This window comes from Mycolicibacillus koreensis (assembly GCF_002104795.1).
Classification (GTDB): Bacteria; Actinomycetota; Actinomycetes; order Mycobacteriales; family Mycobacteriaceae; genus Mycobacterium; species Mycobacterium koreense.
Genome location: NZ_NCXO01000015.1, coordinates 20,264 through 47,016 on the forward strand (window position 1 = coordinate 20,264; position 26,753 = coordinate 47,016).

Annotated in this window: 23 protein-coding genes; 8 read left to right on the forward strand and 15 right to left on the reverse strand. The window is 69.7% G+C overall.

Annotated features, from left to right (window positions below):
• Positions 1-37: 37 nt before the first annotated feature.
• Complete coding sequence (locus tag B8W67_RS08745) at positions 38-616, forward strand: DUF1707 SHOCT-like domain-containing protein (RefSeq protein WP_085303493.1); 579 nt, start codon at positions 38-40, stop codon at positions 614-616.
• Positions 617-636: 20 nt separating this feature from the next.
• Here the strand turns inward: B8W67_RS08745 and B8W67_RS08750 are convergent, their stop codons facing one another.
• From B8W67_RS08750 to B8W67_RS08775, 6 genes are read right to left on the reverse strand one after another with little or no spacing between them, the layout of a single operon-like run.
• The gene (locus B8W67_RS08750) at positions 637-2,616 is read right to left on the reverse strand and encodes a vWA domain-containing protein (protein ID WP_085303495.1); all 1,980 of its coding nucleotides are present in this window, start codon (positions 2,614-2,616) and stop codon (positions 637-639) included.
• Positions 2,609-4,003, reverse strand: coding sequence for a sigma 54-interacting transcriptional regulator (locus B8W67_RS08755; protein ID WP_372507428.1), 1,395 nt, complete (start codon positions 4,001-4,003; stop codon positions 2,609-2,611). Before B8W67_RS08755 ends, B8W67_RS08750 begins: the two co-directional genes overlap by 8 nt.
• A gap of 39 nt (positions 4,004-4,042) precedes the next feature.
• On the reverse strand, positions 4,043-5,644 hold the full coding sequence (gene purH, locus B8W67_RS08760; RefSeq protein ID WP_085303499.1) for a bifunctional phosphoribosylaminoimidazolecarboxamide formyltransferase/IMP cyclohydrolase: 1,602 nt from the start codon (positions 5,642-5,644) through the stop codon (positions 4,043-4,045).
• On the reverse strand, positions 5,641-6,270 hold the full coding sequence (purN, locus tag B8W67_RS08765) for a phosphoribosylglycinamide formyltransferase (RefSeq protein ID WP_085303500.1): 630 nt from the start codon (positions 6,268-6,270) through the stop codon (positions 5,641-5,643). The genes purH and purN overlap by 4 nt, the downstream gene beginning before the upstream one ends.
• Positions 6,271-6,326: 56 nt before the next feature.
• Positions 6,327-7,709: a cell division protein PerM gene (locus B8W67_RS08770; RefSeq protein WP_085303555.1), complete on the reverse strand. Its 1,383-nt coding sequence runs from the start codon at positions 7,707-7,709 to the stop codon at positions 6,327-6,329.
• 39 nt (positions 7,710-7,748) lie between these two features.
• Entirely contained in the window at positions 7,749-8,624 is an 876-nt protein-coding gene (locus B8W67_RS08775; RefSeq protein ID WP_085303502.1) for a DUF5336 domain-containing protein, read from the reverse strand.
• Between the two features lie 170 nt (positions 8,625-8,794).
• On the opposite strand from B8W67_RS08775, the gene B8W67_RS08780 reads away from it, so the two are divergent.
• Entirely contained in the window at positions 8,795-9,640 is an 846-nt protein-coding gene (locus B8W67_RS08780; RefSeq protein WP_085303505.1) for an LLM class F420-dependent oxidoreductase, read from the forward strand.
• A 31-nt stretch (positions 9,641-9,671) separates the two neighbouring features.
• Here B8W67_RS08780 and B8W67_RS08785 read toward each other — a convergent pair whose 3' ends face one another.
• The 3 genes from B8W67_RS08785 to sucC all read right to left on the reverse strand — a co-directional run bounded on the left by B8W67_RS08785 (position 9,672) and on the right by sucC (position 13,445).
• Complete coding sequence (locus B8W67_RS08785; protein ID WP_085303507.1) at positions 9,672-11,216, reverse strand: acetyl-CoA acetyltransferase; 1,545 nt, start codon at positions 11,214-11,216, stop codon at positions 9,672-9,674.
• Positions 11,217-11,363: 147 nt separating this feature from the next.
• Complete coding sequence (gene sucD, locus B8W67_RS08790) at positions 11,364-12,266, reverse strand: succinate--CoA ligase subunit alpha (RefSeq protein WP_085303509.1); 903 nt, start codon at positions 12,264-12,266, stop codon at positions 11,364-11,366.
• Between the two features lie 3 nt (positions 12,267-12,269).
• Entirely contained in the window at positions 12,270-13,445 is a 1,176-nt protein-coding gene (sucC, locus tag B8W67_RS08795) for an ADP-forming succinate--CoA ligase subunit beta (protein ID WP_085303511.1), read from the reverse strand.
• Between the two features lie 277 nt (positions 13,446-13,722).
• Here sucC and B8W67_RS08800 point away from each other — a divergent pair, with 277 nt between their 5' ends.
• From B8W67_RS08800 to B8W67_RS20525, 3 genes are all read left to right on the forward strand, one after another.
• A complete protein-coding gene (locus tag B8W67_RS08800) occupies positions 13,723-14,820 on the forward strand; it encodes a M23 family metallopeptidase (protein ID WP_085303513.1) in 1,098 nt (365 codons plus the stop codon).
• 89 nt (positions 14,821-14,909) lie between these two features.
• Positions 14,910-15,368, forward strand: a complete 459-nt coding sequence (locus B8W67_RS08805) for a hypothetical protein (protein WP_069391367.1) — start codon at positions 14,910-14,912, stop codon at positions 15,366-15,368.
• 18 nt (positions 15,369-15,386) lie between these two features.
• Positions 15,387-16,067 carry a hypothetical protein gene (locus B8W67_RS20525; protein WP_133056084.1) on the forward strand — a complete coding sequence of 227 codons (681 nt, stop codon included), beginning with the start codon at positions 15,387-15,389 and terminating at the stop codon, positions 16,065-16,067.
• A gap of 12 nt (positions 16,068-16,079) precedes the next feature.
• On the opposite strand, the gene pcrA is transcribed toward B8W67_RS20525, so the two are convergent.
• Positions 16,080-18,425 carry a DNA helicase PcrA gene (gene pcrA / locus B8W67_RS08815; protein ID WP_109561742.1) on the reverse strand — a complete coding sequence of 782 codons (2,346 nt, stop codon included), beginning with the start codon at positions 18,423-18,425 and terminating at the stop codon, positions 16,080-16,082.
• Between the two features lie 243 nt (positions 18,426-18,668).
• On the opposite strand from pcrA, the gene B8W67_RS08820 reads away from it, so the two are divergent.
• Positions 18,669-19,001: a chorismate mutase gene (locus B8W67_RS08820; protein ID WP_372507427.1), complete on the forward strand. Its 333-nt coding sequence runs from the start codon at positions 18,669-18,671 to the stop codon at positions 18,999-19,001.
• 16 nt (positions 19,002-19,017) lie between these two features.
• Here the strand turns inward: B8W67_RS08820 and B8W67_RS08825 are convergent, their stop codons facing one another.
• Entirely contained in the window at positions 19,018-20,832 is a 1,815-nt protein-coding gene (locus B8W67_RS08825; protein ID WP_085303520.1) for a molybdopterin-dependent oxidoreductase, read from the reverse strand.
• 205 nt (positions 20,833-21,037) lie between these two features.
• Between B8W67_RS08825 and ric the strand changes: the two genes are divergently transcribed.
• Positions 21,038-21,724: an iron-sulfur cluster repair di-iron protein gene (gene ric / locus B8W67_RS08830; RefSeq protein ID WP_085303521.1), complete on the forward strand. Its 687-nt coding sequence runs from the start codon at positions 21,038-21,040 to the stop codon at positions 21,722-21,724.
• 29 nt (positions 21,725-21,753) lie between these two features.
• Positions 21,754-23,403 (forward strand): glucose-6-phosphate isomerase, encoded by a 1,650-nt coding sequence (pgi, locus tag B8W67_RS08835; RefSeq protein ID WP_085303522.1) that lies wholly within the window; start codon positions 21,754-21,756, stop codon positions 23,401-23,403.
• A 3-nt stretch (positions 23,404-23,406) separates the two neighbouring features.
• Here the strand turns inward: pgi and B8W67_RS08840 are convergent, their stop codons facing one another.
• From B8W67_RS08840 to B8W67_RS08855, 4 genes are all read right to left on the reverse strand, one after another.
• Entirely contained in the window at positions 23,407-23,778 is a 372-nt protein-coding gene (locus tag B8W67_RS08840; protein WP_085303523.1) for a DUF732 domain-containing protein, read from the reverse strand.
• A complete protein-coding gene (locus B8W67_RS08845) occupies positions 23,778-25,091 on the reverse strand; it encodes a PPE family protein (protein ID WP_085303524.1) in 1,314 nt (437 codons plus the stop codon). Before B8W67_RS08845 ends, B8W67_RS08840 begins: the two co-directional genes overlap by 1 nt.
• Before the next feature lie 14 nt (positions 25,092-25,105).
• Complete coding sequence (locus B8W67_RS08850; RefSeq protein WP_069391359.1) at positions 25,106-25,405, reverse strand: PE family protein; 300 nt, start codon at positions 25,403-25,405, stop codon at positions 25,106-25,108.
• A gap of 73 nt (positions 25,406-25,478) precedes the next feature.
• Positions 25,479-26,738 (reverse strand): PPE family protein, encoded by a 1,260-nt coding sequence (locus B8W67_RS08855; protein ID WP_069391358.1) that lies wholly within the window; start codon positions 26,736-26,738, stop codon positions 25,479-25,481.
• Positions 26,739-26,753: the final 15 nt, after the last annotated feature.

Here is a 26,753-nt window from a genome sequence, read left to right on the forward strand (position 1 = left end):
CTTGCTCTTGTGACGGTTCGTCGTAGGCTCTTAGGCCATGAGCACGCCAGGTCAGCCCTCATCGCGCGCCGCCGACACCGACCGGTTCCACATCGCGCAGCTGCTCGGCGAGGCCGCCGAGCAGGGCCAGCTCGCCCCGGAGGACTACCGCGACCGGCTGTCGAAGGCCTACGCCGCACAGACCCAGGACGATCTGGAACGCATCAGCGCCGACCTGCCGTGCGCGTTCGGCAGCCACCGCCCGGCGGGCGAGTCCAAGCCGGCGCCGTCGACGCTGCTGCTGGCGATCTTCAGCGGCTTCCAGCGGCGCGGCCGGTGGAACGTCCCGAAACGGCTGACCACGTTCACCCTCTGGGGCGGCGGGGTGGTCGATCTGCGGTACGCGGACTTCACCTGCGCCGACGTCGAGATCAACGCGTACTCGATCATGGGCGGGCAGACGATCCTGCTGCCGCCGGAGGTGAACGTCGAAATCAAGGGCCACGGCGTGATGGGCGGGTTCGACCACGAGGTCAACCGCACCGGCACCCCGGGAGCGCCGACGGTGACGATCCGGGGGTTCTCGCTGTGGGGTGGGGTCGGGATCAAACGCCGCCAACGCAGCCGCGGGGACTGAGCCTGCAGGGACTGCAGCCGTCAGCGCCGGTGCCGCCGGGCGTTGAGGTAGTCGCCGACCACCGCCGCACCGAGCCCGTCGAGATCGGGATCGATGACCCGCCCGCCGACCCGCCGGGCGATCTGGTCGATGAACTGCGCCAGTCCCGGGTCATCCCCGAGACGGAAGATCGTCACCTGCGCGCCGAGACGGGCGATGTCGCCGAAGCCGCGCACGGTCAGCCCGACGGTGCGCGGGTGCGGCGGGTAGTCGAAATACACCTCCACCCCGTCGCCGAAATCCTCCAGGTGCGCGGTCGGCTCCCCGTCGGTGACGATCAGCACCACCGGTTGGGCCCCGGGGTGGCGCCGCAGATGCCGAGCGGCCAGCGCCAGCGCGTGGTGCAGGTTGGTGCCCTGCTCGTAGATGCCCTCCAGCCCCATCAGTTCCTCGGCGGTGACCGTGCGGGCATGGCGGCCGAACGCGATGATCTGCAGCGCATCGGAGCGGAATCGGGTGCTGACCAGATGGTGCAGCGCCAGCGCGGTGCGTTTCATCGGCACCCACCGGTTCTCCATCACCATCGAGAAGGAGGTGTCGACCAGCAGCGCGACCGCCGCCTGGGTGCGGGTCTCGGTCTCGGAAATCTCCACATCGTCGACGGTGATCGACACCGCCGCCCCCGCCGTTCGCGGCCCGGCGCCGGCTTGGCGCAGCACCGCGTTGGTCAGGGTGCGCGCCACGTTCCACGGTTCGGTGTCGCCGAACTGCCAGGGCCGGGTCGCGCCGGTCAACTCACCGGCCGCGCCGGCGCGGCGGTGGTCGCGTTGTCCGCGGCGGGCCGAAAGCCGGTCGGCGACGTCGCGTAGCGCGGTCTGGCCGAGCCGGCGCATCGCCTTGGGCGAGAGCCGCCACTGCCCGTCGGGGCCGCGCCGGAAGAACCCCTCCCCCAGCAGGGCGCGTTCCAGCTCGGCCAGGGCCCGGGCGTCGACGACGGCGTCGTCGCCGAGTTGGCGGGCCAGCGCCTCGAGGTCGACATCGTCCATGCTCGCACCGGGGTAGCTCTGGGAGAGCTGCTCGATGAGCTGCTCGAGTTCGCCGACGTCGGCCAACGCCTGCACCGCCTGCCCCATGCCCAGCGGGTTGTCCCCGGAGAACCGTTCGCTGCCGGTCCAGTCCTCCCCCGGTCGGGCGGCCTGCAGGTGGCTGTCGAGGCGGGTCAGCGCCTGCTGCAGCGCCGGGGAGCCGAACGCCTGCATGGCCAGCGCGTCGAGTTCGGCCCGCTGCTCGGGGCTGAGGCTGTTGCGGAAACGCTGGGCCGCCGCGGCACGCCGGGCCAGCGAGTCGAGCAACTCCTCGACGTTGGCGGGGTTCTCCGGGAAGAACTCGCCGTGGCGTTCCATGAACCGCTCGAAGTCCTCGGCGGTGTCCTCACCGCGGGCGTGGGAGTCCAGCAGCGCGTTGAGGTCGTCGAGCATGTCGGTGACGCGCTGACGGTCGGCGTCGGTGGCCCCTTCGAGCGCCTGCTTCATCCCGGCGAAGCGCTGGTCGAGCATCTCGCGGCCGAGCAGGTCCTTGATCTTCTCGTAGGACTCCCGCGCCTGCGCCGAGCGCCACTGGTAGTCGGCGAGCTCGTGGACCGCCTTGGCCGGCGAAGCGGAGAGCGCGCCCAGTTGCATCTCGGCGAAGCGGGCGTCGTCGTCGAGTGCGCGGGCCAGCGCCTTGCGCTCGGCCAGCACCGCGTCGTCGAGCAGCTTCTTGATGTCGGCCAGGGTCCCGTCGAGGTTGTTGTTGCGCAACAATTCCCGCCGGCGCCGGTGCGCCTCGGCGGCCAGTTTGTCCGCGCCGGGCTGCGCGGCGTTGCCGCGGCGCAGCAGTTCGGCCAGCGCCCGACGCGGTGAGGCGCCGGCCATGACGTCCTCACCGATCTGTTCGAGGGCATCGCGCAGATCCAGCGGCGGCGCCAGCGGATCGGGCCCGCCGGTGTAGGCCGAGTATCGCGACGAATGCCGATCAGCCATAGACGGTTTCGCCCTCACCGGAGTGTTTGTCGAGGCGTTTGGCCAGATACAGCGCCTCCAACGCCAGTTCCACCGCGGCGGCGCGCTGTCCGGCGGACTCGGCGCCGACCCGCGCGGCGATGTCGTCAAGCACCGGCAGCTCGGGCAGCGCGGACAGCACCGCCTTGGCCGACACCCGTTCTCCGGTGGTCACCACCGAACCGGCCTCGACCGCGGTGACCAGGGCGCCGACGTCGATACCGCCGAGGACCGCGGCGGCGGTGTCGGCGACGGCCCGGCGCAACAGGTGCTCCAGCACCGCCTGTTCGCGGCCCTCCTCCCCGGACTCGAATTCCAGTTTGCCGCGCAGCACGTCGACGACGGCGCCCAGATCCACCACCCGCGCCACCGGATCGGACTCGCCGAGCACGGCCGCGCGGTGGCGTGCGGCGGCGGCGACGGTCTCGGCCGCGGCGATGGAGAACCGCGCCGACACCCCGGAGCGCTGGTCGACCGAGCGGGACTCCCGCAGGCTGCGGGTGAACCGGGCGATCACCGCCAGCAGGTAGTCGGGGACCTCGGCACTCAAGTGGGCCTCTTGGGCGATGACACCGACCTCGGCGTCGAGCTCCAGGGGGTAGTGGGTGCGGATCTCGGCGCCGAACCGGTCCTTGAGCGGGGTGATGATGCGACCCCGGTTGGTGTAGTCCTCCGGGTTGGCGCTGGCCACCACGAGCACGTCCAGCGGCAGCCGCAGTGTGTAGCCGCGCACCTGGATGTCGCGTTCCTCCATCACGTTGAGCATCGCCACCTGGATGCGCTCGGCGAGGTCGGGCAGTTCGTTGACCGCGACGATGCCGCGGTGGGCGCGCGGGATCAGCCCGTAGGCGATGGTCTCGGGGTCGCCGAGGCTGCGCCCCTCGGCCACCTTGATCGGGTCGATGTCGCCGACGAGGTCGGCGACCGACGTGTCGGGGGTGGCCAGCTTCTCGGTGTAGCGCTCGCTGCGGTGGCGCCACACCACCGGCAGCTCGTCGCCGAGTTCCTCGGCGCGACGGATCGATTCCGGTGTGACCGGCGTGTAGGGGTGTTCGTCGAGTTCGGCGTCGGCGATCACCGGGGTCCATTCGTCGAGCAGCCCGATCAGCGCCCGCAGCAACCGGGTCTTGCCCTGGCCGCGCTCCCCGAGCAGCACGAAGTCGTGTCCGGCGATCAGCGCACGCTCGAGTTGCGGCAGCACGGTGTCGTCGAACCCGAGGATGCCCGGCCAGATCCCGTCGGTGCCGGCTCCGTCGGCGAGAGCGGCGAGCAGGTTCTCGGCGATCTCCTGTTTGACGCTGCGTTGACGATGGCCGGCGGCGCGCAGCTCACCGACCGTGGTGCGGGGTTGAAAATCAGGTGCGGCCACCACTCCAACCTACGTGGGAGCGGCCGGACCCGTCGACGATCAGTGCGCGAAGTGCCGCGTTCCGGTCAGGTACAGGCTGATTCCGGCCGCGCCGGCCGCCGCGACGACCTCCTCGTCGCGCACCGACCCGCCGGGCTGCACGATCGCGGTCACCCCGGCAGCGGTCAGCGTCTCCAACCCGTCGGGGAACGGGAAGAAGGCGTCGGAGGCGGCGACCGCCCCGCGCACCCGCTCGCCACCGCGCTCGACGGCCAGGCGCGCCGCGTCGACCCGGTTGACCTGACCCATCCCCACCCCGACGGTGGCGCCGTCGGCGGCGATGACGATCGCGTTGGACTTCACCGACCGGCAGGCCCGCCAGGCGAACGCCAGATCGGCCAGAACCGCCTCCTCGGCACGCGCTCCGGTGGCCAACGTCCAGGAGGCCGGGTCGTCGCCGGGGGCGTCGAGGTTGTCGCGCTGCTGCATGAGCAGCCCGCCGCTGATCGGGCGCACCTCGATGCCCGAACGCAGCGGCTCGGAGACCACCAGGATCCGGATGTTCTTCTTCGCCGAGAGCACCTCCACCGCGCCGGGGGCGTAGGCCGGCGCGACGATCACCTCGGTGAAGATCGTGGCGACGTATTCGGCCATCTCGACGCTGACCTCGCTGTTGGTGGCGATCACCCCGCCGAACGCACTCAGGGGGTCGCAGGCGTGCGCCTTGCGGTGGGCGTCGGCCACCGAGATCGCGGATACCGCGATGCCGCACGGGTTGGCGTGCTTGATGATCGCCACGGCTGTCTGCTCGTGGTCGAACGCGGCACGCCACGCCGCGTCGGCGTCGGTGTAGTTGTTGTACGACATCTCCTTGCCGTGCAACTGGTCTGCCTGGGCCAGCCCCGGCCACGCTCCGGCGTCGCAGTACAGCGCGGCCTTCTGGTGGGGGTTCTCGCCGTAGCGCAGCACCGCGGAACGGTGCCACGTCGACGCAGTCCACTCGGGTAGCGGTTGACGCGGCTGTTCGGGGGCGAGACAGGTTTCCATCCAGGACGCCACAGCGATGTCGTATTCGGCGGTGTGTCGGAATGCCAACGACGCCAGACGTTTCCGCTCTGCGAGGGTGAAACCGCCGGTGTTGACCGCGGCGAGCACCCCGTCGTAACCGAGCGGGGAGACCACGACCGCGACGCTGGGGTGGTTCTTGGCGGCGGCCCGCACCATCGACGGTCCGCCGATGTCGATCTGCTCGACACATTCGTCGATGTCGGCCCCGGAATCCACGGTTTCGCTGAACGGGTAGAGGTTGACCACCACCAACTCGAACGCGGCGATCCCCAGATCGCGCAACGCGGTGACGTGTTCGGGTTTACGCAGATCGGCGAGGAGGCCGGCGTGCACCTTCGGGTGCAGGGTCTTCACCCTACCGTCGAGGACCTCGGGGAATCCGGTGACCTCTTCGACCGCGGTGACGGGGATACCTTTGTCGGCAATGGTTTTCGCAGTTGAGCCGGTTGACACGATCTCCACGCCGGCGGCGTGCAGTCCCTGGGCGAGGTCCACGAGACCGGTTTTGTCGTAGACACTGATCAGCGCTCGGCGGATCGGCCGTCGCGACGAGTCCGTCGGCTCATTCTCTGCAGCACGGGTGTCCACGCTCATCCTAGGATCGCCTTTCGTCCGGTCCAGTTCACACCGCCGGTCGCCAATGCGGCGACGACCTCCACCAGGAGTCGCCGCTCGGTGACTTTGATGCGTTCGTGCAGGGTGTCCTCATCGTCGTCATCGAACACGGTAACGGCCTGCTGGGCCAGGATCGGCCCGGTGTCGGTGCCGGCGTCGACGAGGTGCACCGTGCAGCCGGTGACCTTGACGCCGTGGCTGAGCGCATCAGCGACCGCATGGGCGCCGGGGAACGCCGGCAGCAGCGCGGGGTGGGTGTTGACGGTGCGGCCCAGATATTCGGAGAGAAACCGCGCCCCAAGTATTTTCATGAATCCGGCCGAGACGATCAGGTCGGGGTCGTGGGCCCCGACGGCGTCGGTGATCGCCGCATCCCAAGCATCCCGGCTGGGGTGGTCGGCCACGGGTATGCAAAACGTCGGCACGCCGGCCTGCTCGGCGATCTCGACCGCCCGGCACTCACGGTCCACACCGACGGCGACCACCCGGGCCGGGTAGTCACCGACCGCGGCGTCGAGCAGTGCTTGCAGCAACGATCCGGTTCCCGACGCCAGGACCACCAGTCGCGCCGGTGCGGTCGGAGGCACACGGATCGGCTGCTGCACGAGGGTGAGCCTAGTCGGCGGCGACGCCGCGGTGGCGGCCGGACACCGCGATCGGCTCACGAACCGGTCGGCGGCGGGTCGTCGTCGGTGAACATCTGGTCTTCGAGGTCGGCGAGCGGGGCCGGCGGCGGGCGCTGCGGCTCGGGCGCCTCGGTGTCGGCGGGCGCCGGCGGCTCCGGCGGGATGTCGGCGACCGGCTCGACCGGTGGCCCGTCGGGGGTATCGGGGACGTCGGGGGCCACCGGGTGGGGGGTCTGCGTGGTGGTGTCGGCGCGGGACGCAGGCTTGGCGGCCCGCCGGGGCAGGGTGACCCCACCGGCGACGACCACGGTTGTCGCGCCGATCAGGGTGAACCAGACGAACACCGCGGGGCCGAACGACGCCTGGTCGACGCCGACGTCGCCGAAGTTGCCCAGTCGCCCGCCCGCGGCGTATCCGAGTGCGGCCATGGCCAGCGCGGCCAACAGCGCGGCGACCAGCACCTGTGCGGCCGCCTGCAGCACCGGCAGGGCGCGGCGGGCACACTGTTGCCCCAGCGCCACACCCGACGATGCCCCGACGATCAACAGCGCCACCCAGACCGGCCCCAGCGGCGGCGGCGGGGCGGCGGCCAGGATCGGCACCGCGGGCATGTCGCCACCGAAGACGGTGAACGAACTGAATGTCGCGAACCCGAGGTGGGCGCTGGAGCCCACCGCGACGGCCGCAGTCCCGATGATCACGTTCGGGATGTACAGCACCGCCAGGGCGGTGAGGCTGAGCTGACCGAACGGGGAGCCGGTGATGGCGTAGAGCTCGTGCATCGTCGACCAGTGCACGACCAGGGACGCGGCGGTGACCGCCCCGGACAGACCGAACAACGCGAGCACGCCGGCGGTGGCCCCGCGAATCGATCCGGCCAGCCACCCCGGCAGCCGGGTCAGCGCCAGCAGTCGTGGGCCCACCTGCGAGCCGATTCCCAGTGCGGCCCCGAGCGCGTGGACGGCCACCACCCCGGTGAACGCCGACAACGCATTGGGGGTCTGCAGTTCGGTGATCACCGACGCGGCGTCGTGGATGACCGCCAGCGCGATCGCGGCGATGAGCACCGGCCCACCCACCGCCGAGGCGGCGATCCAGCGGATGACCAGCCACGATGACTGCGCTGAGGCGGCGTGGGCGGTGGTGCGCGCCACGGCCCACACCATCAGCATCGTCGGCAGCAGCGGCAGCACCCCCAGTTGGGCGCCGCCGACGGTGACCGGGACCAGGTGCACCGCCAGCCACATGCTCGCGGTGGCTCCCAGCGCCCCGGTCATGTCGCTGTTGGCGATCACCAATTGCAGCAACGTGACGGCCGCGATGATCAGCAGCGCGACCAGGGACGGCCCGAACGCCACCCGCAGCAGATCGCGCGCTTCGCGCGCCCCGACCGTGGGGCCGGGGGGCACCGCGGTCATCGGGCGCACACGGTGGTCAATGGGCGCTCTCGCGCCCGGCTACGACGGCGTCGGCCCGGCCGACCCGGCGTTGTCGGCGCTGCCGGCGCTGCCGGATTCCGACCCCGCCGACCCCGCGCCCGACGAACCGCTGTAGCCGGGGAAGCCGGTCGGCGGGGTCGATGCTGCGTGGTTCTGGGCATGTTGCGGGTTCGCGGAGTACCCGCCCGGCTGCGACTGATACGGCGAGTGCACCACGGTCTGCTGGTCGGCGCCGGGTGCCTGGGCGGACTGACCCGGCTGCCCCGGCTGCTGGGCCGGCTGGCCCGGCTGGCCCGGCTGACTGTAGTAGCCGGCGGGGGCCGACTGCGGCGCGTACTGCCCGTACGGCGAGTACTGCGGGTAGCTGGGCTTGGGCGCCGGCGCGGAGATGATGCCGGTCTCCAACAGCAGCGCGGCGACCGCAGCAAACGCCTGCAGAACCACCAGGACCAGGGCCAGCCACAGGCCCCAGCCGACCTTGGCGCTATCGAACTGGGAGGTGAACGCGTTGGAGACGACCCACAGCATCGACGTCACCGCGAGCACGGCGACCACCGGCGTGAAACTCCGTGCCCCCTTGCCGTCGGCGTCCTTCGCCGGCACCAGGCCCACCGCGGCGAGCAATCCGGCGATCACCGCCAGCGCGGTGTCGAAATCCAGTCCGGAACGATCCATGGACCCGGAGTAGGCGCTCTCGATGACCATTCGGGGGGCGAAACCGCTCAGGAACACCAGCAGGCCCAGCACGGCCACGACCGCACCCAAGATCAGCGGCAGCTTGTTGTCCCGGGCGTCGGGAGCGCCGAACGCCGACGCCGACGATGCGCTCGGGGCGCCGTAGGAGCCCGGGGACTGCGCAGGGGGATATCCGGGGGTGCCGGGCGGGTAAGTCATGGGCTTCTCCTGTGGTTCGCGTACTTCACGACGCCGCTGCCCGCGACGCGATTCGGCCTTCCACGCTAGCGCACCGCCGGATCCGTCAAACACAGCAAGTCCGGTGTTAACGGAATCGACACAGCATCGTGAGCTTGCCAGCGCGACTGGAACACGTTCTAATCCTGGGTATGGATTACGGGCTTGTGTTGTTCACCAGTGACCGCGGCATCACCCCCACGGCGGCCGCGAAACTCGCCGATGAGCACGGTTTCCGGACGTTCTACGTCCCCGAACACACCCACATCCCGATCAAACGGCAAGCCGCACACCCCACCACTGGTGATGCGTCGCTGCCCGATGACCGCTACATGCGCACCCTGGACCCGTGGGTGAGCCTGGCCACCGCTGCGGCGGTCACCTCGCGGGTGCGGTTGTCGACGGCGGTGGCGCTGCCGGTCGAACATGACCCGATCACACTGGCCAAGAGCATCGCCACCCTCGACCATCTCTCCGGTGGCCGGGTCAGCCTGGGGGTGGGGTTCGGTTGGAACACCGACGAGTTGGCCGATCACGGGGTGCCCCCGGGTCGACGACGCACCATGCTGCGCGAATATCTCGAGGCCATGCGGGCGCTGTGGACCGAGGAGGAGGCCTCCTACGACGGCGAGTTCGTCAACTTCGGACCGTCCTGGGCGTGGCCGAAACCGGTGCAGACGCATGTTCCGGTGCTGGTGGGCGCCGCCGGCACCGAAAAGAACTTCAAGTGGATCACCCGCAGCGCCGACGGCTGGATCACCACTCCCCGTGACTTCGACATCGACGAACCGGTGAAGCTGCTGCAGGACACCTGGGCGGCCGGGGGACGCAGCGGTGCCCCGCAGATCGTCGCGTTGGATTTCAAGCCGGTGCCCGAGAAGCTGGCGCGCTGGCGCGAACTCGGCGTCACCGAGGTGCTCTACGGGCTGCCCGACCGCAGCGAGGACGAGGTCGCCGGCTACGTGGAGCGCCTCGCCGGCAAACTCGCCGACATCTGAGCCGGCTCCCGCGGCGCGGGGACCGGCACGGTCAGCGCAGTGAGCAGCGGTTGCCGTAGTCCAGCGCGCGCACCGTGATCTCGGCGCCCAGCGGCTCCCCGTCGGAGAGCAACGCCACCAGGTCGTCGTCCTCACTGGTGGCCAAAAAGCGGGTGCCGTCCGCGAGGCGACCGATGATGATCCCGGTGCGGGTCGGCCAGTCGTAGCGCACGCTGTAGGTCTCGATGGTCGCGCGGCCCTCGGCGGTCTCGGTGACCGGCACCCGCGCCACGGCGTCGAGTTCTGCCTGCAGCTGGCGGCTGTCGTCGCCGCGCCAGCCGGTCGGGGTGGTCGCGTACACGCCGACGGAGTATTTGCTCATCATGCCGCCGTTCGCGCCGACCAGGCTGAATCGGCCGGGGCGGCGGCGTGCCGCGGTCACCGCCTCGGCGATCGCGTGCATCGAGTAGTTGTTGCCGGCCCCACCGAAGAACGGCAGGCCGCCGGTGAGGGTCAACCCACGCGGGTCCTCGGCGCTCAGCGCGAACGCGTCGCAGATGTTGAACACCGGGATCGGGAAGCAGCTGTACAGGTCGAGTGCGGCGACGTCGTCGAGTCCGATGCCGGCCACCGCCAGCGCTTCGGTGACCGCGGCGACCGCGGCCGGGCTGCGCCCCAGATCGGGGCGCTCCAGCAGCGGCTGCTCGCGCAGATCGGCGTGGCCGTGCAAATAGACCCAGTTGCTTTCCGGGACGCCGAGGCGTCGGGCGGCGGCCACCGAGGCCACCACCACCGCTGCGCCCTGGTTGACCTGGTCGCGGGCCACCAGCAGCCGCGGGTAGGGGTCACAGATCATGCGGTTTCCGGTGCTGATCGTCACCAGGTCGTCGACGCTGCGCTGCACCGGGGACGCCGACAGCGGGTTGCCCGCGGCGACCGCGGTGAACGGGGCGAACAACTCCCCCATCGCCTGCAGATACTGCGCCGGCGTCAGGCCCAGCCGCGCGCGACGGGCGTTCTCCAACAGGCCGTACTGCACCGGGGCGCCGGTGAGCCCGTGGCTGATCGTGTAGCGGTCGACGAACTCCTCGAGCCCGAATCCGCGGTCCTCGAGTTGCCCCTCGACGGTCTCGTGGAAATCCGGCGCACCGGCGGGCGGGACCCCGTCGGCGCCGGGGGCGAAGTGGCGGGCGGTCGAAGTGGCGTCGGATCCGCACAGCACCACCACGTCGGCGGTGTCGGCGGCGATCGCCGCGGCGAATTCGGTGAGCAACGCCTGCGGGCCCTGCCCGCCCACCTTGTCCAGGACGGCGCGGGCCGGATCGGCACCGATGCGGGCGGCCACCGAGCGCGGGAAATTGTTCGACTTGCCCAGCGGCGCAGGCGCGTTGGGCACCGAGATCTCGAACTGGCGGGTCGCGACGATCGTATCGACCGCCGCGGCCAGCGACGTCGGGTCGGCACCGCTGTCGGCGAGGGCGTGCCGCGCCGCCTCGGCGGCCAACTCGACCGGCGAGAGGGCGCGGTAGTCGGCGTCGTCGATACGTTCGGTCACCTGACCGACACCGATCACCACCGGTGTGCGCGGATCAATCACCCTGCGACTCTCCCTCTCCGGCCAGCCGCGCCCAGGCACAGAAGTCCCGCCCCGGCGAGCCGGGATTCCTGCGTCTGGGCGCGTTCTGGTGCGGTCTTCGCGGTCCCTGCGTCAGAGGAGCTCTGGGGGGTCAGAGGCTCTGGGGTGTCAGAGGCTCTGGAGGATCTCGCGGGCCAGGGCGGCGGTCTCCGAGGGGGTCTTGCCGACCTTGACCCCGGCGGCCTCCAGCGCGTCCTTCTTGGCCGCGGCGGTGCCCGACGAACCGGACACGATCGCCCCGGCGTGGCCCATCGTCTTGCCCTCCGGCGCGGTGAACCCGGCCACGTAGCCGACGACCGGTTTGGTCACGTTGGCCTTGATGTAGTCGGCGGCCCGCTCCTCGGCGTCCCCGCCGATCTCACCGATCATCACGATCACCTTGGTGTCGGGGTCGGCCTCGAACGCCGCGATCGCGTCGATGTGGGTGGTGCCGATGACCGGGTCGCCACCGATACCGATCGCGGTGGAGAAGCCGAAGTCCCGCAGCTCATACATCATCTGGTAGGTCAAGGTCCCCGACTTCGACACCAGCCCGACCGGGCCTGAGCCGGTGATGTTGGCGGGAGTGATCCCCACCAGGCACTCGCCGGGGGTGATGATGCCCGGACAGTTCGGCCCGATGATGCGGGTCTTCTCACCCTTGTCGGTGTTGTAGGCCCACGCATAGGCGCTGTCCTGCACCGGGATGCCCTCGGTGATCACCACCAGCAGCGGCACCTCGGCGTCGATCGCCTCGATCATCGCGTCCTTGGAGAACTTCGGCGGCACGAAAGCGATCGAGACGTCGGCGCCGGTGGCTTCCATCGCCTCGGCGACGTGGGCGAACACCGGCAGTTCGATCTCGTTGCCACCGGCGTCCTTGTGCGTGACAGTGGTTCCGGCCTTGCGGGCGTTGACCCCGCCGACGATCTGGGTGCCGGCGGCCAGCATCCGCGCGGTGTGCTTGGTGGCCTCGGCACCGGTGATGCCCTGAACGATGACCTTGCTAGCGGAGTTGACGAAGATCGACATCGACTACGCGTCCTTTCCGGAGTTGGCCAGCTCAGCGGCCTTGTCGGCGGCTTCGTCCATGGTGGGGACCACCGTGACCAGGGGGTGATTGGCTTCGGCGAGGATCCGTCGGCCTTCCTCGACGTTGTTGCCGTCGAGGCGGACGACCAGCGGCTTGGTCGCGGCGTCGCCGAGAATGCCCAGCGCCGAGACGATGCCGTTGGCCACGGCGTCGCAGGCGGTGATCCCGCCGAACACGTTGACGAACACGCTTTTGACCTGTTCGTCACCGAGGATGACGTCGAGACCGGCGGCCATGACCTCCGCGGAGGCGCCGCCGCCGATGTCGAGGAAGTTGGCCGGCTTCACCCCGCCGTGGCGCTCCCCGGCGTAGGCGGTGACGTCCAGCGTCGACATGACCAGACCGGCGCCGTTGCCGATGATGCCGACCTGCCCGTCGAGTTTGACGTAGTTGAGGTCGTTCTCCTTGGCTTTGAGCTCCAGCGGGTCGGTGGCGTCGCGGTCTTCGAACTCGGCGTGGCCGGGCTGGCGGAAGTCGGCGTTGGCGTCGAGGGTGACCTTGCCGTCCAGCGCCAGGATCTGGTCGTCAGGCGTGCGCACCAGCGGGTTGACCTCCACCAGCGTGGCGTCCTCGGCGACGAACACCTCCCAGAGCTTCTGGATCGTCACCGCGGCCGCGTCGAGCACCTCGGCGGGCAGGTGCCCCTGCTCGGCGATCGAGCGGGCGAACGCCAGGTCGACGCCGTTGACCGCGTCGACGGGCACCTTGGCCAGCCGGTCCGGTTTGGTTGCGGCGACCTCTTCGATCTCCATGCCGCCCTCCACCGAGCACATCGCCAGGTAGGTGCGGTTGGCGCGGTCGAGCAGGAACGAGATGTAGTACTCCTCGGCGATGTCACTGGCCTCGGCGACCAGCAGCTTCTTGACGATGTGGCCCTTGATGTCCAGGCCGAGGATGTTCTGGGCGTGGGTGTAGGCGTCGTCGGGGGTGGCAGCGAATTTGACCCCGCCGGCTTTGCCGCGGCCGCCGGTTTTGACCTGAGCTTTCACCATGACCGGCTTGCCGATCTCCTCGGCGATCGCTTTCGCGTCATCGGCGCTGTCGGTCACCCGTCCCAGGGTGGTGGGCACGTTGTGCTTGGCGAACAGTTCCTTCGCCTGATACTCGAAAAGATCCATGGCCTCACTCTGTTGCTGGCTGTCTGCTGGCGGACTTGTCCGCGACGGGTTCGGCGACCACGCCCGGGGGAACTGTATCGACCCCGCCCGGCGCCGCTGTCGTCGCCTCCCCGTCCTGTGGCGCATCTCACGACGGAAAACGCCGTGATCAAGACCACATTCGACGCTGTTTTCCCTGCTGGACTTGCCACCGAACGCCGATTCTGGCTACTCTCTGCGAGGTCTGTCCGAGATAACGGTACGGTTACGAAACCCAGAAACCCAAGGGAATTTCCACGTGACGCAGAATCGCAGCGAGCCCTCTGTTGTTTCACGGACCTCGCGGCGGCTGCGCGACCGGTTCGGTGCGCGACCGGCCGACGACGTGACCGACATCATCCCGATCGACGAACTCCTGGAAGGCTTCGCCGCGCTCGCGGCCGCCGACGCCGCCGGTGAACTCCCCGACTTCGACGCCGAGAGCACAGGGATCGGCGAGACCGCCGAGAGCACCGAGACCGCCGAGACCGCCGTCTCTGACGCCGACGACGACGGATGGCTGCTCGACGCCCCGGAACTCGACGACCTGCACAGCCACGACGACCTGATCGCCACCGAGTTGCTGCCGTGCGCCGACGACGCCGCCACCGACGTCATCCCCGCCTGCAGCGGTCCGGTACGCCGACGCGGCAGCCACCGGCGCGGCAGCACCGCCGCCTCCTCCCGCGGTCGGGTGTTGATCGGAGCGATGGCGGTCGGCGCGGTCGCTGCGGCCGCCCACACCACGTTCGACCGGTCCGAGGCCAACGACGCCCAGCCGGTGCTCGTCGCTGAGCAGGCGCCGCTGCAACACGCCACCGACAGCGCAGCGCCGCGCGGCATGCAGGTCATCTCGGTGAAGCCGGCCGCGACGTTCGCGGTGCACGACGAGGAGTTCGCCAAGGGCGTCGCGTACGCACAGGAGCGCGCCGAGCGGGAGGCGCGGCTGCAACGGCCGCTGTTCGTCGCCCCGACCACCGGCATTTTCACCTCGAACTTCGGGTACCGCTGGGGGTCGCTGCACGCCGGTATCGACATCGCCAACTCGATCGGCACTCCGATCGTGGCCGCCTCCGACGGCGTGGTCATCGAGGCCGGACCGGCCGCCGGGTACGGCGCCCTGGTCAAGCTGCGGCACAGCGACGGCACCGTGACCCTCTACGGCCACGTCAACACCTGGACGGTCGACGTGGGCGACCGCGTGATGGCCGGCGATCAGATCGCCACCATGGGCAACCGCGGCTTCTCCACCGGCCCGCACTGCCACTTCGAGGTGCTGCTCAACGGCACCAGCCGGGTCGACCCGCTGCCGTGGCTGGCCCAGCGCGGCATCAACATCGGTAACTACACCGGCTGATCGGATCGGCTGCCCAGCCGATCGGGGCCGGCGGCGCCACGGCGGGGCTCCACTGGAATCCGGCGGGATCTGGCACTAGCGTCATAACGATGGAATCTCGAGAACGGTCGGCCAGCAGCCGTACCACGCTGCTGGCCGGATGGTTGAGCATTCTGGCGGGCGCCTTCCTCATTGTCAGCAGCGCGGTGCTGCTCGCCTTTCATCTGGTGTGGCTGCTGCTGCCGGTCTCGGTGAACCAATCCGCCGGCCCGCTGCCGGTGGGCGCCCTGGTGACCGTGGGAGTGGCCGGGGTGGCCGGGCTCCTGTTGATCGGCGGGGTGATGCTCCTGCGCGGCCAACCCCTGGGACGGTGGCTCGTCGTGGGCACCAGTGCCGCTGCGGTGGTACTGAGCGTGGTCGGCTTGATTCACGGCCCGCTGTCGGCCTCCGAAGTGGGCTGGTTGCTGGTGCCGGCGACGATCGCCGCACTCGCGTTGGTCCCCCCGGTGCACCGCGACGAGCGCGGACCGGTCGGCATGTCGGGATCTGCGGCCGCCCATCACAGCTGACCCTGCTAGCGTTTCCCTATGCATCCCTGGCAGCCCGGAGCACAGCCCGGCCCGGAACAGTCCGGCACACCCCAAGCTCCCGGGACTCCCGGGGCTCTCGGGGCTCCCGGGAATCCAACGCCTCAGTATCCGGGCGCCCAACAGCCGCCCTACCCGCCGCCGGGGCAGTACGCCCCGTACCCGCAGTACTCCCAGCACCCCCAGTACTCCCAGTACCCCCAGTACCCGCAGCAGGGGTTCGGGGGTCCGGCACCGAGTGGCGGAACCGCGATCGGGGCCGCGGTTTTGAGTTTTCTCGGGGCCCTCGCCAACATCCTGGGTGCGCTGGGCAATTTCTCGGTGGCGTCGATGCCGCAGTTCCACGGTCAGAACACCGGGCTGTTCGTGGTGATGGGGGTCGTGGCGTTGGCGATCGCCGCAGCGCTGGCGGTCGGCGGGATCATGTTGCTGCGGCGCAATCCTGTCGGCCGCATGATCATCGCGATCGCCTGTGGCGTGGTCATCGTGCTCGCACTGGTCGGCTACCTGATGGCCCAGGCGCTGTTGAACCAGGCGGGGCTGTCGGCGTCGGCGACGATGCCGTCCCTTCTGGGGCGGACCATCGGCAGCATCGTGTTCCCGGTGGTGACGATGGCGCTGGCGCTGGTGCCCTCCACCAAGAACTGGTGCCTGGCGGGCCGGCAAACCTCCGGTTGGTGACCGGCCCGTCGGTCACAGTTTGGTCAGCGGCGCATGGTTGTGCATGAGTTTGACGCGCCCGGCGCTCCCGAAGTCGATAAGCGACATCGCCGACTCGCCGACCCCGGAGACCTCTTCGACACGGCCCAGCCCGTATTTGTCGTGTGAGACCCGGTCGCCGGCCGCCAGCACCAGCGGCGGGCGCCGCGTCGCCGACCGTACCGGCGCGGGACGCCCGCCGCGGTCGATGCCACTGACCGGGGCGCTGAACGACGGTGTCGTGTCGGTGCGGCGCCAGTCGATGAGGTGCGCGGGGATCTCTTGGAGGAACCGCGATTCGGGGTTCATGTTCGGCTGCCCCCATGCCGAGCGGATCTTGGCCCGGCTGACGTAGAGACGCTGCCGAGCCCGGGTGATCCCCACGTAGGCCAACCGCCGTTCCTCGCTGAGTTCGGTCGGGTCGCCCAGCGCCCGCATGTGCGGGAACATCCCGTCCTCCCAGCCGGTCACGAACACCACCGGGAACTCCAGTCCCTTGGCGGTGTGCAACGTCATCAGGGTGACCACGCCGGCGCCGTGCTCGGGGATGTCATCGGTGTCGCTGACCAGAGACACCCGCTCCAAAAACTCCCCCAGTACGCTGAGCTCGCCGGTCTCGGCGTCCTCACCGGCCTCGCCGTCCCGGGGTTCATCTGGCTGCAGGGCCTCGCGGTTCTCCCAGTCGGTACTGAATTCGTGTGCGACGCTGACGAGTTCGTTGACGTTGTCCAGTCGGGCAAGGTCTTGCGGGTCGGTGGACGCCTCGAGTTCGCGGCGATAGCCGGTCCGCTCGAGCACCGCGTCCACCACATCGCCGGGCCCGGCATCGATCTCGGCGCGCAACTGCTGCATCAACTCCAGAAACCCGCTGATCGCCTTCACCGACCGGGTGTTGAGCATCGGGACCTGCCCCCCGGCCGCCGCTGCCAACGCCTCGGCGAACCCCACCCGGTTGTTCTCCGCGTACACCGACACACACGCCTGGGCACGGTCGCCGATTCCGCGGCGCGGTGTGTTGAGGATGCGCCGCAGACTGACCGTGTCAGCCGGATTGTCCAGCACCCGCAGGTAAGCCACCAGGTCGCGGATCTCTTTGCGCTCGTAGAAGCGCACACCACCGACCACCTTGTAGGGGATGCCGGTTCGGATGAACACCTCCTCGACGGCGCGGGAGGAGTTGTTGGTGCGGTAGAACACCGCGATGTCGTTGTAGGTGATCTCGCCGGCGTCGATCAGGGTGTCGATCTCGGTGGCGACGAACCGGGCCTCGTCGTGTTCGTTGTCGGCGACGTAGCCGACGATGAGTTCACCGTCGCCGGCGTCGGTCCACAGCCGTTTCTCCCGCCGTCCGGCGTTGCGGGCGATCACCGAGTTCGCCGCCGACAGGATGGTCTGGGTGGAGCGGTAATTCTGTTCCAGCAGAATCGTTGTCGCGTCCGGGTAGTCGCGCTCGAAATCTTCGATGTTGCGGATCGTGGCCCCGCGGAACGCATAGATCGACTGGTCGGCGTCACCGACGACGCAGAGCTCTGCCGGAGGCGCTGCGTCGGCGTCGGTGTCACGGGTGCCACCGTGGCCGGCGAGTTCACGCACCAGCATGTATTGGGCGTGGTTGGTGTCCTGGTACTCGTCGACCAGGATGTGGCGGAATCGCCGGCGGTAGTGCTGGGCCACCGGCGGGAACGCCTGCAACAGCCCGACGGTCTCCCCGATCAGGTCATCGAAGTCCAGCGCGTTGGCCGCACGCAGTCGGCGCTGGTATTCGCCGTAGACGCTGGCCGCGGTGCGGGAGAGCTCATCGGCGTCCTCGTCGAGGTTGCGCAGCGCCTGGTCGGGGTCGACGAGTTCGTTTTTCAGGTTGGAGATCGCGGTGGCCAGCAGTCGCGGTGAGTACCGTTTGACGTCGAGGCCCATGTCGCGCGCGATCATCAACAGCAGCCGACGGGAATCGTCGGCGTCGTAGATGGAGAAATTGGAGTTCAACCCCGGGATCAGCGCAGCCTGGCTGCGCAGAATCCGCACACAGGTGGAGTGGAAGGTCGCCACCCACATCGCCGTGGCCCGCGGTCCGACCAGTTGCGCCACCCGTTCACGCATCTCGGCGGCGGCCTTGTTGGTGAACGTGATCGCCAGGACCTCGCCGACCCCGACGCCGCGGGCGGCCAACAGGTAGGCGATCCGGCGGGTCAGCACCGCGGTCTTGCCCGATCCCGCCCCGGCGACGATCAGCAGCGGTGTGCCCTCGTGGAGCACCGCGCGGCGCTGCTGCGGGTTGAGATCGGCCAACAAAGCGGCCACCTCCCCGGACACTTCGGCGGCGGCCTCCTCGTTGACGTGCACACTCACCTTGCGCCGCTCCTCCTTCTGCCCCGGCCGGTCGCTGCAGCTCCAACCTACCGCCGCCGGCGGACAGGTTTTGCGCTGGCACGGCTCCGGGTGGCACACTCGATTCGTGCTCGACACGCAGCTTCGATTCTTTCCCGGGTACCGCCCGCCGGTGCCTATCGCGTAGCTGTTTTCCGACGAGCCCCGCGGTCCGCACCGAGATCCGGGGTTCACCTGTTGCGTGAGGCCGGAGTACCGATGAGACCAGAACCCACCAACAGTCAGCGTACGGAGTCACCCGCCATGGCCACTGAGACGTCCACTGAGAAACGCCCGTCGTCCCACCCGACCACCGACATCGATGACCTGCGCGGCGAGATCGACCGCCTCGATGCCGAGATCCTGGCCGCGGTGAAGCGACGCACCGAGGTCTCCCAGGCGATCGGCCGGGCCCGGATGGCCTCCGGGGGCACCCGGCTGGTGCACAGCCGGGAGATGAAAGTGATCGAGCGTTACAGCGAACTCGGGCCCGACGGCAAGGACCTGGCGATGCTGTTGCTGCGGATGGGGCGCGGCCGGCTCGGTCACTGAGCGCGGCGCGCCGCGATCAGATCGGCATCCGGTAGCCGTAATACTCGTGGTCTTCGTTGTAGCCGCCCATGCCGAGGCCGAGCCGCTCGAAACTCTCGACGAATTCGATGGCCTGCACCCACTTGACCATTTTGAATCCGAGTTCGTGCTCGTTACGCAACCGCAGCGGCGCACCGTGCGCCACCGCGAGCGGGGCGTCGTTCATCTCGTAGGCCAGCAGCGTGGTGGGCTCGCGCATGTGCTCGATCTTGTGACAGTCGTAGTAGCGGCCCTCGGTCGACGGTCCCGAGCCCTCGGCGAACGAGTAGAACACCACCCAGTGCGCATTCGGCAGCGGGCGCACCTCATCGAGAATGTCGGCCATGGCCACCCCGCCCCACTTGGCCACTCCTGACCAGCCCTGGATGCAGTAGTGCCCGGTCACCTGCTCGTGTTTGGGTAGTGCGCGCAACTGGTCGTAGCTGAACGTTCTCGGGTTCTCCACCAGCCCGGTCACCACCAGCTCGTAGTCCGCCCAGTTACCGGCCTGTAGGCGCCGGTAACGCGGTGAATCGGGCAGCGTGCCGTTGGGCCACAGATAGGAGGAGATGTCACTCTCGGAGTAGGTGGCGTTCGGGTGCGGCCGCTCCATCAGCGCCTTCGCCCAGCCGACCACCGCGACACCGACCCGGCGCACCACCGCCGGGTACCGCAGCGTCAACGGCGAGGCGGCCAGCCAGGCGACGCCGATCACCACCATCGCCACGACGTAGACGATCAGGGGGCCGTAGGACTCGGTGTCGGTGCCCAGCACGATGTGGTTGAGGTTGCCGACCAGCCCGGTGGTGAACACCATCACCGTGTGGATGACGATGAACACCACCATCCACACCAGCACCCCGAAGTGCACACTGCGGGCCACCTGGCGGTTCAGCGGTCCGCGGGCGAACCCGAATCGCGCGGCCACCCCCGGCGCCTGCAGCAACCCGGTGGCGAACGCCAGTGGCGCGGCGATGAACACGGTGGTGAAGTAGGCGATCATCTGCAGACCGTTGTAGTTGGTGAACCCGGCGTTGACCGGGAAATCCAGTGAGGCGTACTGCACCGCGGTCGACGCCGCGTTGGGCAGCACCTCCCAGGATTGCGGCACGATGCGCCGCCATTGGCCGGTGGTGAACAACAACACGTAGAACACCAGCCCGTTGGTCAGCCAGAACAGGTCGAACACGAAGTGCCACCACCGAGCCAAACCGACGGTGTGGCGGATCCCGGGGATTCCCAGCCAGGTCGGCAGGGCCACCGAATCGTCCTTGGCGGTCCACAGCCGGTCCGGCCGGCTTTTGTCCATCCGGTCGGCGGGCACGGCCGCGCGCATCCGCAGCCAGGCACTGCCCGGTCGGCACCCCGAGTTCAGATACAGCCGCGGGTGGTCGGCCAGGATCTGCAGACCGGCACGCATGAGGAACATCATGAACACGATGTTGAACAGGTGCTGCCAGCGCAGCCAGGCGGGAAACCCGGAGTGCAGCGGTGTCGCGAAACTGTCGGCGGTACCCGGATAGGTGGCGATGAAGTCCTGCATCCAGCCGTAGCGGCGCAGCTGCTGCGCGAGCGCGACCGCCACCACAAGCCCCACGACGGTCAGCGGCAGCAGCCACAGCGTGCTCACCCAACGTCGCCCGACACGCACGCTGGGCACCCGAGCCATCTCCTGCTCGATACCCCCGGCCCAGTCCCCCGGCACAACGCGGCGTTGCCACAGCCCACGCCGGGAGTTGTGATCCAGCAACGATTCCAGATCTTCGGGGGTGGGCGGGGACGCCCCGGAGCGCGCGACGGGATCGACGGCCATAACCGACCATATCGCCACCGGGCGACGCCGTGGGGCTTCCAATACCGGTCTGGCGGCGCTGGTGGGCGCTCTGGCGGCACCGGCGGACGCAATGCCTGCGCTGCTGAGCGCAACCGGTCGGCTCGGAATAATCGCCGCGCACCGGTGTGTTACTCCGGCCAGTCGGGCGTGCAGGCTCGGCACACCGCACTGAAGGAGACTTGCGATGACCACCTACACACCCGAGACGATCCTCGGCGACATCGTGACCGCCGACCCCTCCCGTACCCGCATCATGGACCGGTTCGGCATCGACTACTGCTGTCACGGTCAGCGGCCGGTCAGCGAGGCGTGCGCGGAAGCCAAGATCGACGTCGAGGAGTTGCTGGCCGCGTTGAACACCGAATCGCCCGGGACCAGGGAGAGTTGGGCCGACCTCGGTGACACCGCCCTGATCGAGCACGTCGTCGACACCCATCACCGCTTCCTGTGGGAGGAGTTCCCGCGGATGCAGGTGCTGGTGGACAAGGTCGCCCGGGTGCACGGGCCCAATCACGGTGAGCTGGCCCAGGTTCGCGATGTGTTCACCAAACTCCGCAACGGCATCGAGCCGCATCTGCGGGAGGAGGAGGAAGAGCTGTTCCCGGCGATCACCGCCCGCGACGGCGCCGCGGACGGCCCGCTGCCCGAGGGATTGCGCAGCGCCCTCAAGGAGAACATGGTCGAACACGACGGGGCCGGTGAACTGCTCGCCGAACTGCGCCGGCTCACCGACGACTACACGGTGCCCGCCGACGCCTGCGGTTCCTACATGGCGATGCTGGCCGGGCTCGAGGAGATCGAATCCGATCTGCACATGCACGTCCACAAGGAGAACAACGTTCTCTACCCGCGGGTGCTCGCCGGCGGGTGAGCCGGCCCGGGCCGCGTTAGAGTCGAAGGATGGCCTCGGATATCTCCGCGAGCTCCGCGTGGAGTGCGCTGACTCAACACCATGAACAGATCCGCAGCACCCATCTTCGCGAGCTGTTCGACGCCGACCCCGACCGCGGACGCACCTTCGCCGTCGGGGTCGGCGATCTCTACATCGACTACAGCAAACACCGGATCACCGCCGAGACGGTGCGGCTGCTCTGCGATCTGGCCCGCACCGCGGAACTCGAACGTCATCGTGACGCGATGTTCTACGGGGACCACATCAACACCTCCGAAGACCGTGCGGTGCTGCACACCGCGCTGCGTCTGCCGCGCGAGGCGACGCTGACCGTCGACGGCCAGGACGTGGTCGCCGACGTGCACGCGGTGCTCGCCGCGATGGGCGAGTTCACCGACCGGGTGCGCAGCGGAGCCTGGACCGGGGCGACCGGCAAGCCGATCCGCTGCGTGGTCAATATCGGCATCGGCGGATCGGACCTGGGGCCCGCGATGGTGTATCGGGCGCTGCGCCACTACGCCGACGCCGGGATCTCGGCCCGCTTCGTCTCCAACATCGACCCCGCCGACCTGGTGGCCACCCTGGCCGATCTGGATCCGGCGACGACGTTGTTCATCGTTGCCTCCAAGACGTTCTCCACTCTGGAGACGTTGACCAACGCAGCCGCCGCCCGACGTTGGCTCACCGACGCACTCGGCGACGCGGCGGTCGCACAGCATTTCGTCGCCGTGTCCACCAACGAACGGCTGGTCTCCGAGTTCGGCATCGACCCGACCAACATGTTCGGGTTCTGGGACTGGGTCGGCGGACGGTATTCGGTGGATTCGGCGATCGGCCTGTCGGTGATGGCGGTGATCGGCCGGGAACGCTTCGCCGAGTTCCTCGCCGGTTTCCACACGGTCGATGAGCATTTCCGCACCGCACCTCTGGAGGAGAACGCACCGGCCCTGCTCGGCCTGCTCGGCGTGTGGTACACGAATTTCTTTGGCGCCCAGTCCCGTGCGGTGTTGCCGTACGCCAATGACCTGGCGCGGTTTCCCGCCTATCTGCAACAGCTGACGATGGAGTCCAACGGTAAATCTGTGCGCACCGACGGCACCGCCGTCAGCGTCGACAGCGGTGAAATCTATTGGGGAGAGCCGGGAACCAACGGTCAACACGCCTTCTACCAGTTGCTGCACCAGGGCACCCGGCTGGTTCCGGCTGACTTCATCGGTTTCGCCGAACCGCTCGACGACCTGCCCACCGCCGACGGCGACGGCAGCATGCACGATTTGTTGATGAGTAATTTCTTCGCCCAAACCCAGGTGCTCGCGTTCGGCAAGACCGCCCAGGAGATCGCCGCCGAGGGGACCCCGGACGCGGTCGTCCCCCACAAGGTGATGCCCGGGAACCGGCCGAGCACGTCGATTCTGGCAACCCGGTTGACCCCGTCGGTGCTCGGCCAACTGATCGCACTCTATGAGCACCAGGTGTTCACCGAAGGGGTGGTGTGGGGTATCGACTCGTTCGACCAGTGGGGTGTTGAGTTGGGCAAAACCCAAGCCAAGGCGCTGGTTCCGGTGCTCACCGAGGACGCCGCGCCCCCTGCCCTCTCCGACAGTTCCACCGACGCCCTGGTGCGTCGCTACCGCTCCGAGCGGGGACGGTCGGCTTAGCCGCTATCCGGTGGGAGCCAGTTCATGCGGGCAGTAGGTGTTCGCGGCGATCGCGGCGAACTCCGCAGCGCCGTCGGTACTGATTCCGGGATTGTTGACCTTCAGGTCGTGCAGGATCTCCAGGCCCGGTTCACCGCTGTCGGCCAATCCGCACATGGTGTGGGCCGCTGAGACCGCCTGCGCCGGATCCGGAAAGGTGATTCCCGCCGCGCGCAGAGCATCGATGAAACCGTCGTCCTGGGAGCCGGGGGTGCCGTCGGTTCCCGGCTCCGCACCCGCGGGTGCGGCGAGACCGATCACCGCTGCGACGCCCAACGCGCCCAGCAGACCGGCCGCCAACCGGGTGCGCAGACCAGCACCGTTGTTGCACACCATCACATCGCACCTTCCTGATTCGGTGTCTTCGTTCCCGACGTGACATGCACCGCGTGCAGTCCCGCCTTGGTGGATAGTTTCGCGAGCAGATCGTCGAGGCCGTCTTGCTCAACATGCCAGTGCTGCACCGAATCCCGGCGCTGCTTGAGCTGGCTGATCACCTCATCGAGTTGAACCGGCGACTTACCGTCCTTGCCGGCGCGCACCCGCAGACCGACCGCACCGCCGATCCGCGGCGCCGACGAGCCCACCGCGCCGCCGGTGAGGCTGCCCAGGGCGGCCGGGTTCACCCAACCGCCGGGCGCGTCGGCGGCGGGAACCGCCGCCAGACCCGAGCCACCGGCCTCGGCGGCCACCAGCCGGATCGCCGGCGTCGCCGAGGCCCAACTGGGCGGCACCGACAGCCCACCCACCGCGGGTGCCCGCCCCAGTCCGGCGGTCGCCGGGCTCACGGCGGCAGGGCTCGCCTGGCGCATCAACCCGCCGGAGTGCACCGCGGCGGTCTCCCCGAGCCCGGCCCCCAGCCCCGACTTCGGCAGCGGCAGAAGCCCGACGGCGGGGTGGGAGGCCACCTTGAACTCGACCATGCCGAAGTTGGTGGCGCTCATCGCCACGTTGGCGACCGTCCCGATCCGCGAGGACGAGGACAGCTCCCCGAAGATCGACTGCCACGCCGAGGCCAGCGACGACAGCGGGTTGTCCGGTGCGGCGGCGAGCGCGGTGGGCACCGCCGAGCGCGCGGCGGAGACCGGCCCGGTCAGCGTCGCGGCCGCCGAGCCGGGCGCACCGTTGCCGGTTCGCGACGGCTCGCTGAACGGGGTCAGCCGGGTCGCCGACGCCGCGGCGGCGGAATAGTTGGTCATCGCGGCGACGTCCTGGGCCCACATCGCCTCGTAGGCCGCTTCGGTCGCCGCGATCGCCACCATGTTCTGGCCGAGGACGTTAGTGGCCACCAGGCTCGCCAACTCGGCGCGGTTGGCCGCGATCACCGGCGGGGGCACCACCGCCGCGAACGCCGCCTCGTACGCGGTGGCGGCCGCGGTGGCCTGGGCCGCGGTCTGGGCGGCCAGCGCGGCGGTGGTCGTCATCCAGTGGATGTACGGCGTGACCGCGGTGGCCATGCTCACCGACGACGGCCCCAGCCACGGCCCGCCGACCAGCGCGGCGACCTGGGACTGAAACGCCGTCGCCGATGCGGCCAACTGGGTCCCCACCCGCTCCCAGGCGGTGGCGGCCGCCAGCAGCGGCCCGGCGCCGGGGCCGGTGTACATCTGGGTGGAGATGACCTCGGGGGTCATCGCTGCGAAGCTCATGCGGCGTCCACGCCCTAACCCATCGCGGTCATGTTGGTCGCCTCGGCTTCGCTGTAGGCCCCGGCGTTGCCGCTCAGGGTCGCCACCAGCATCTGGTGGACGGCGGCCGCCTGCGCGGCGACCGACTGGTAGAGCTGGCCCTGCAGGCCGAACTGCGCGGCCGCCAGCATCGAGACGTCATCGGCGGCCGGCGGGGCGACCGCGGTGGTGGGCGCGGCGGCCGCGGCGCTCTCGGCGCCCATCGCGGCCCCCAGGCCGCGCAGGGCCTCGGCGGTGGCCGCCAGGGCCTCCGGTTCGGTGTTCAGAAAAGACATCGGTCCTCCCAAGATGTGGTGCGGAATGGGTCTCGGCGCCGCGTCGATGCGGCCCCCACGGCGACAGCGGTGATCACGACGGCCCGCCCAGCCCGTCGAGGCCCTCGGTACCGGCCGGGATCACGATGATGGTCGCGCTGGTGGCCGTGTCGTCGTCGGCGGCGGCGGCACCGCCGACAGCGCGGGCGGTGCCGGTCGCCGCGATCGGTCGGGTCCCGGCGTTGCCCATCGCGGAGCCGGCCAGGCTGGACATCGCCATGTTGCCGAACAGCCGGGCCTCACCGGTGGCCGCCGGCCCGGCGCCGGTCAACGAACTGACCGCCGCGAGCGTGCGCACCGACGGGGCGGCAGTGGCCCAGCTGGGCGGCACCGCCAGCCCGCTGACCAGCCGGGCGTTGCCCAGCCCCGCGGTCACGGGGGCGCTCGGTGCCACCCCGGCGGTGGGCGCTGGGGTGGTGGCCGAGATGTAGCCCCCGGCCAGCGGACCGAGCACCCCGCCGGGGTGGGGGTGGCCGCTGAGCAGGCCCGAAACGCCCGCCCCGTTCTGGGACAACCCCAGGACCTGCATCGCGGCCAGCCATCCGACACCGGCGATGGCACCGACCCCGATCGGCGAGAACGCACCGGTCAATGTCGAGATCAGACCGCTGGGCGCGCTCGCGGCCGCCGGCGCCGCCAGCGTGGCCGGCGCCGCGGCGGGCACGACCAACTGCTGCAGCGCCGCCGGTACCACCGTGCTCAGCTGCGCCAACTGGGTGGGCAGGCCGGCACCGTGCGCACCGGCGCCCGCCGCGTCGGCGGCCATCGTCTGCGAGGTCGGCGGCGGCTCACTGAACGGGGTCACCGCGGTCGCCGCGGCGGCCGCGGCGGCGTAGCCGACCATGGCCGCGACATCCTGGGCCCACATCTGCACGTAATGCGCCTCGGTGGCCGCGATGGCGGCGGTGTTCTGGCCGAGGATATTCGTCGCGACCAGCGACATCAGCAGGCTGCGGTTGGCGGCGATCACCGGCGGCGGCACCGTCGCGGTGAACGCCGCCTCGTAGGCGACGATCGCCGCCCGCAACTGAGCGGCTGTCTCCTCAGCCTGCGCGGCGGTGGTGTGCACCCAGCTCAGATAGGGCGCGACCGCGGCGCTCATCGCCGTCGCCGACGGCCCCTGCCAACTCGTCTCGGTCAGCCCCGCCACGGCGGCCTGCGCCGAGACGCCGACAGTGTGCAGTTCGGCGGCCAGGGCGTCCCAGGCCGCGGCGGCGGCGGTCATGGGGCCCGCGCCCGGGCCGGTGTACATCCGGCCGGAGTTGATTTCCGGGGGGTAGAGAGCGAAGTTCATGTCGTTCAACCTCTG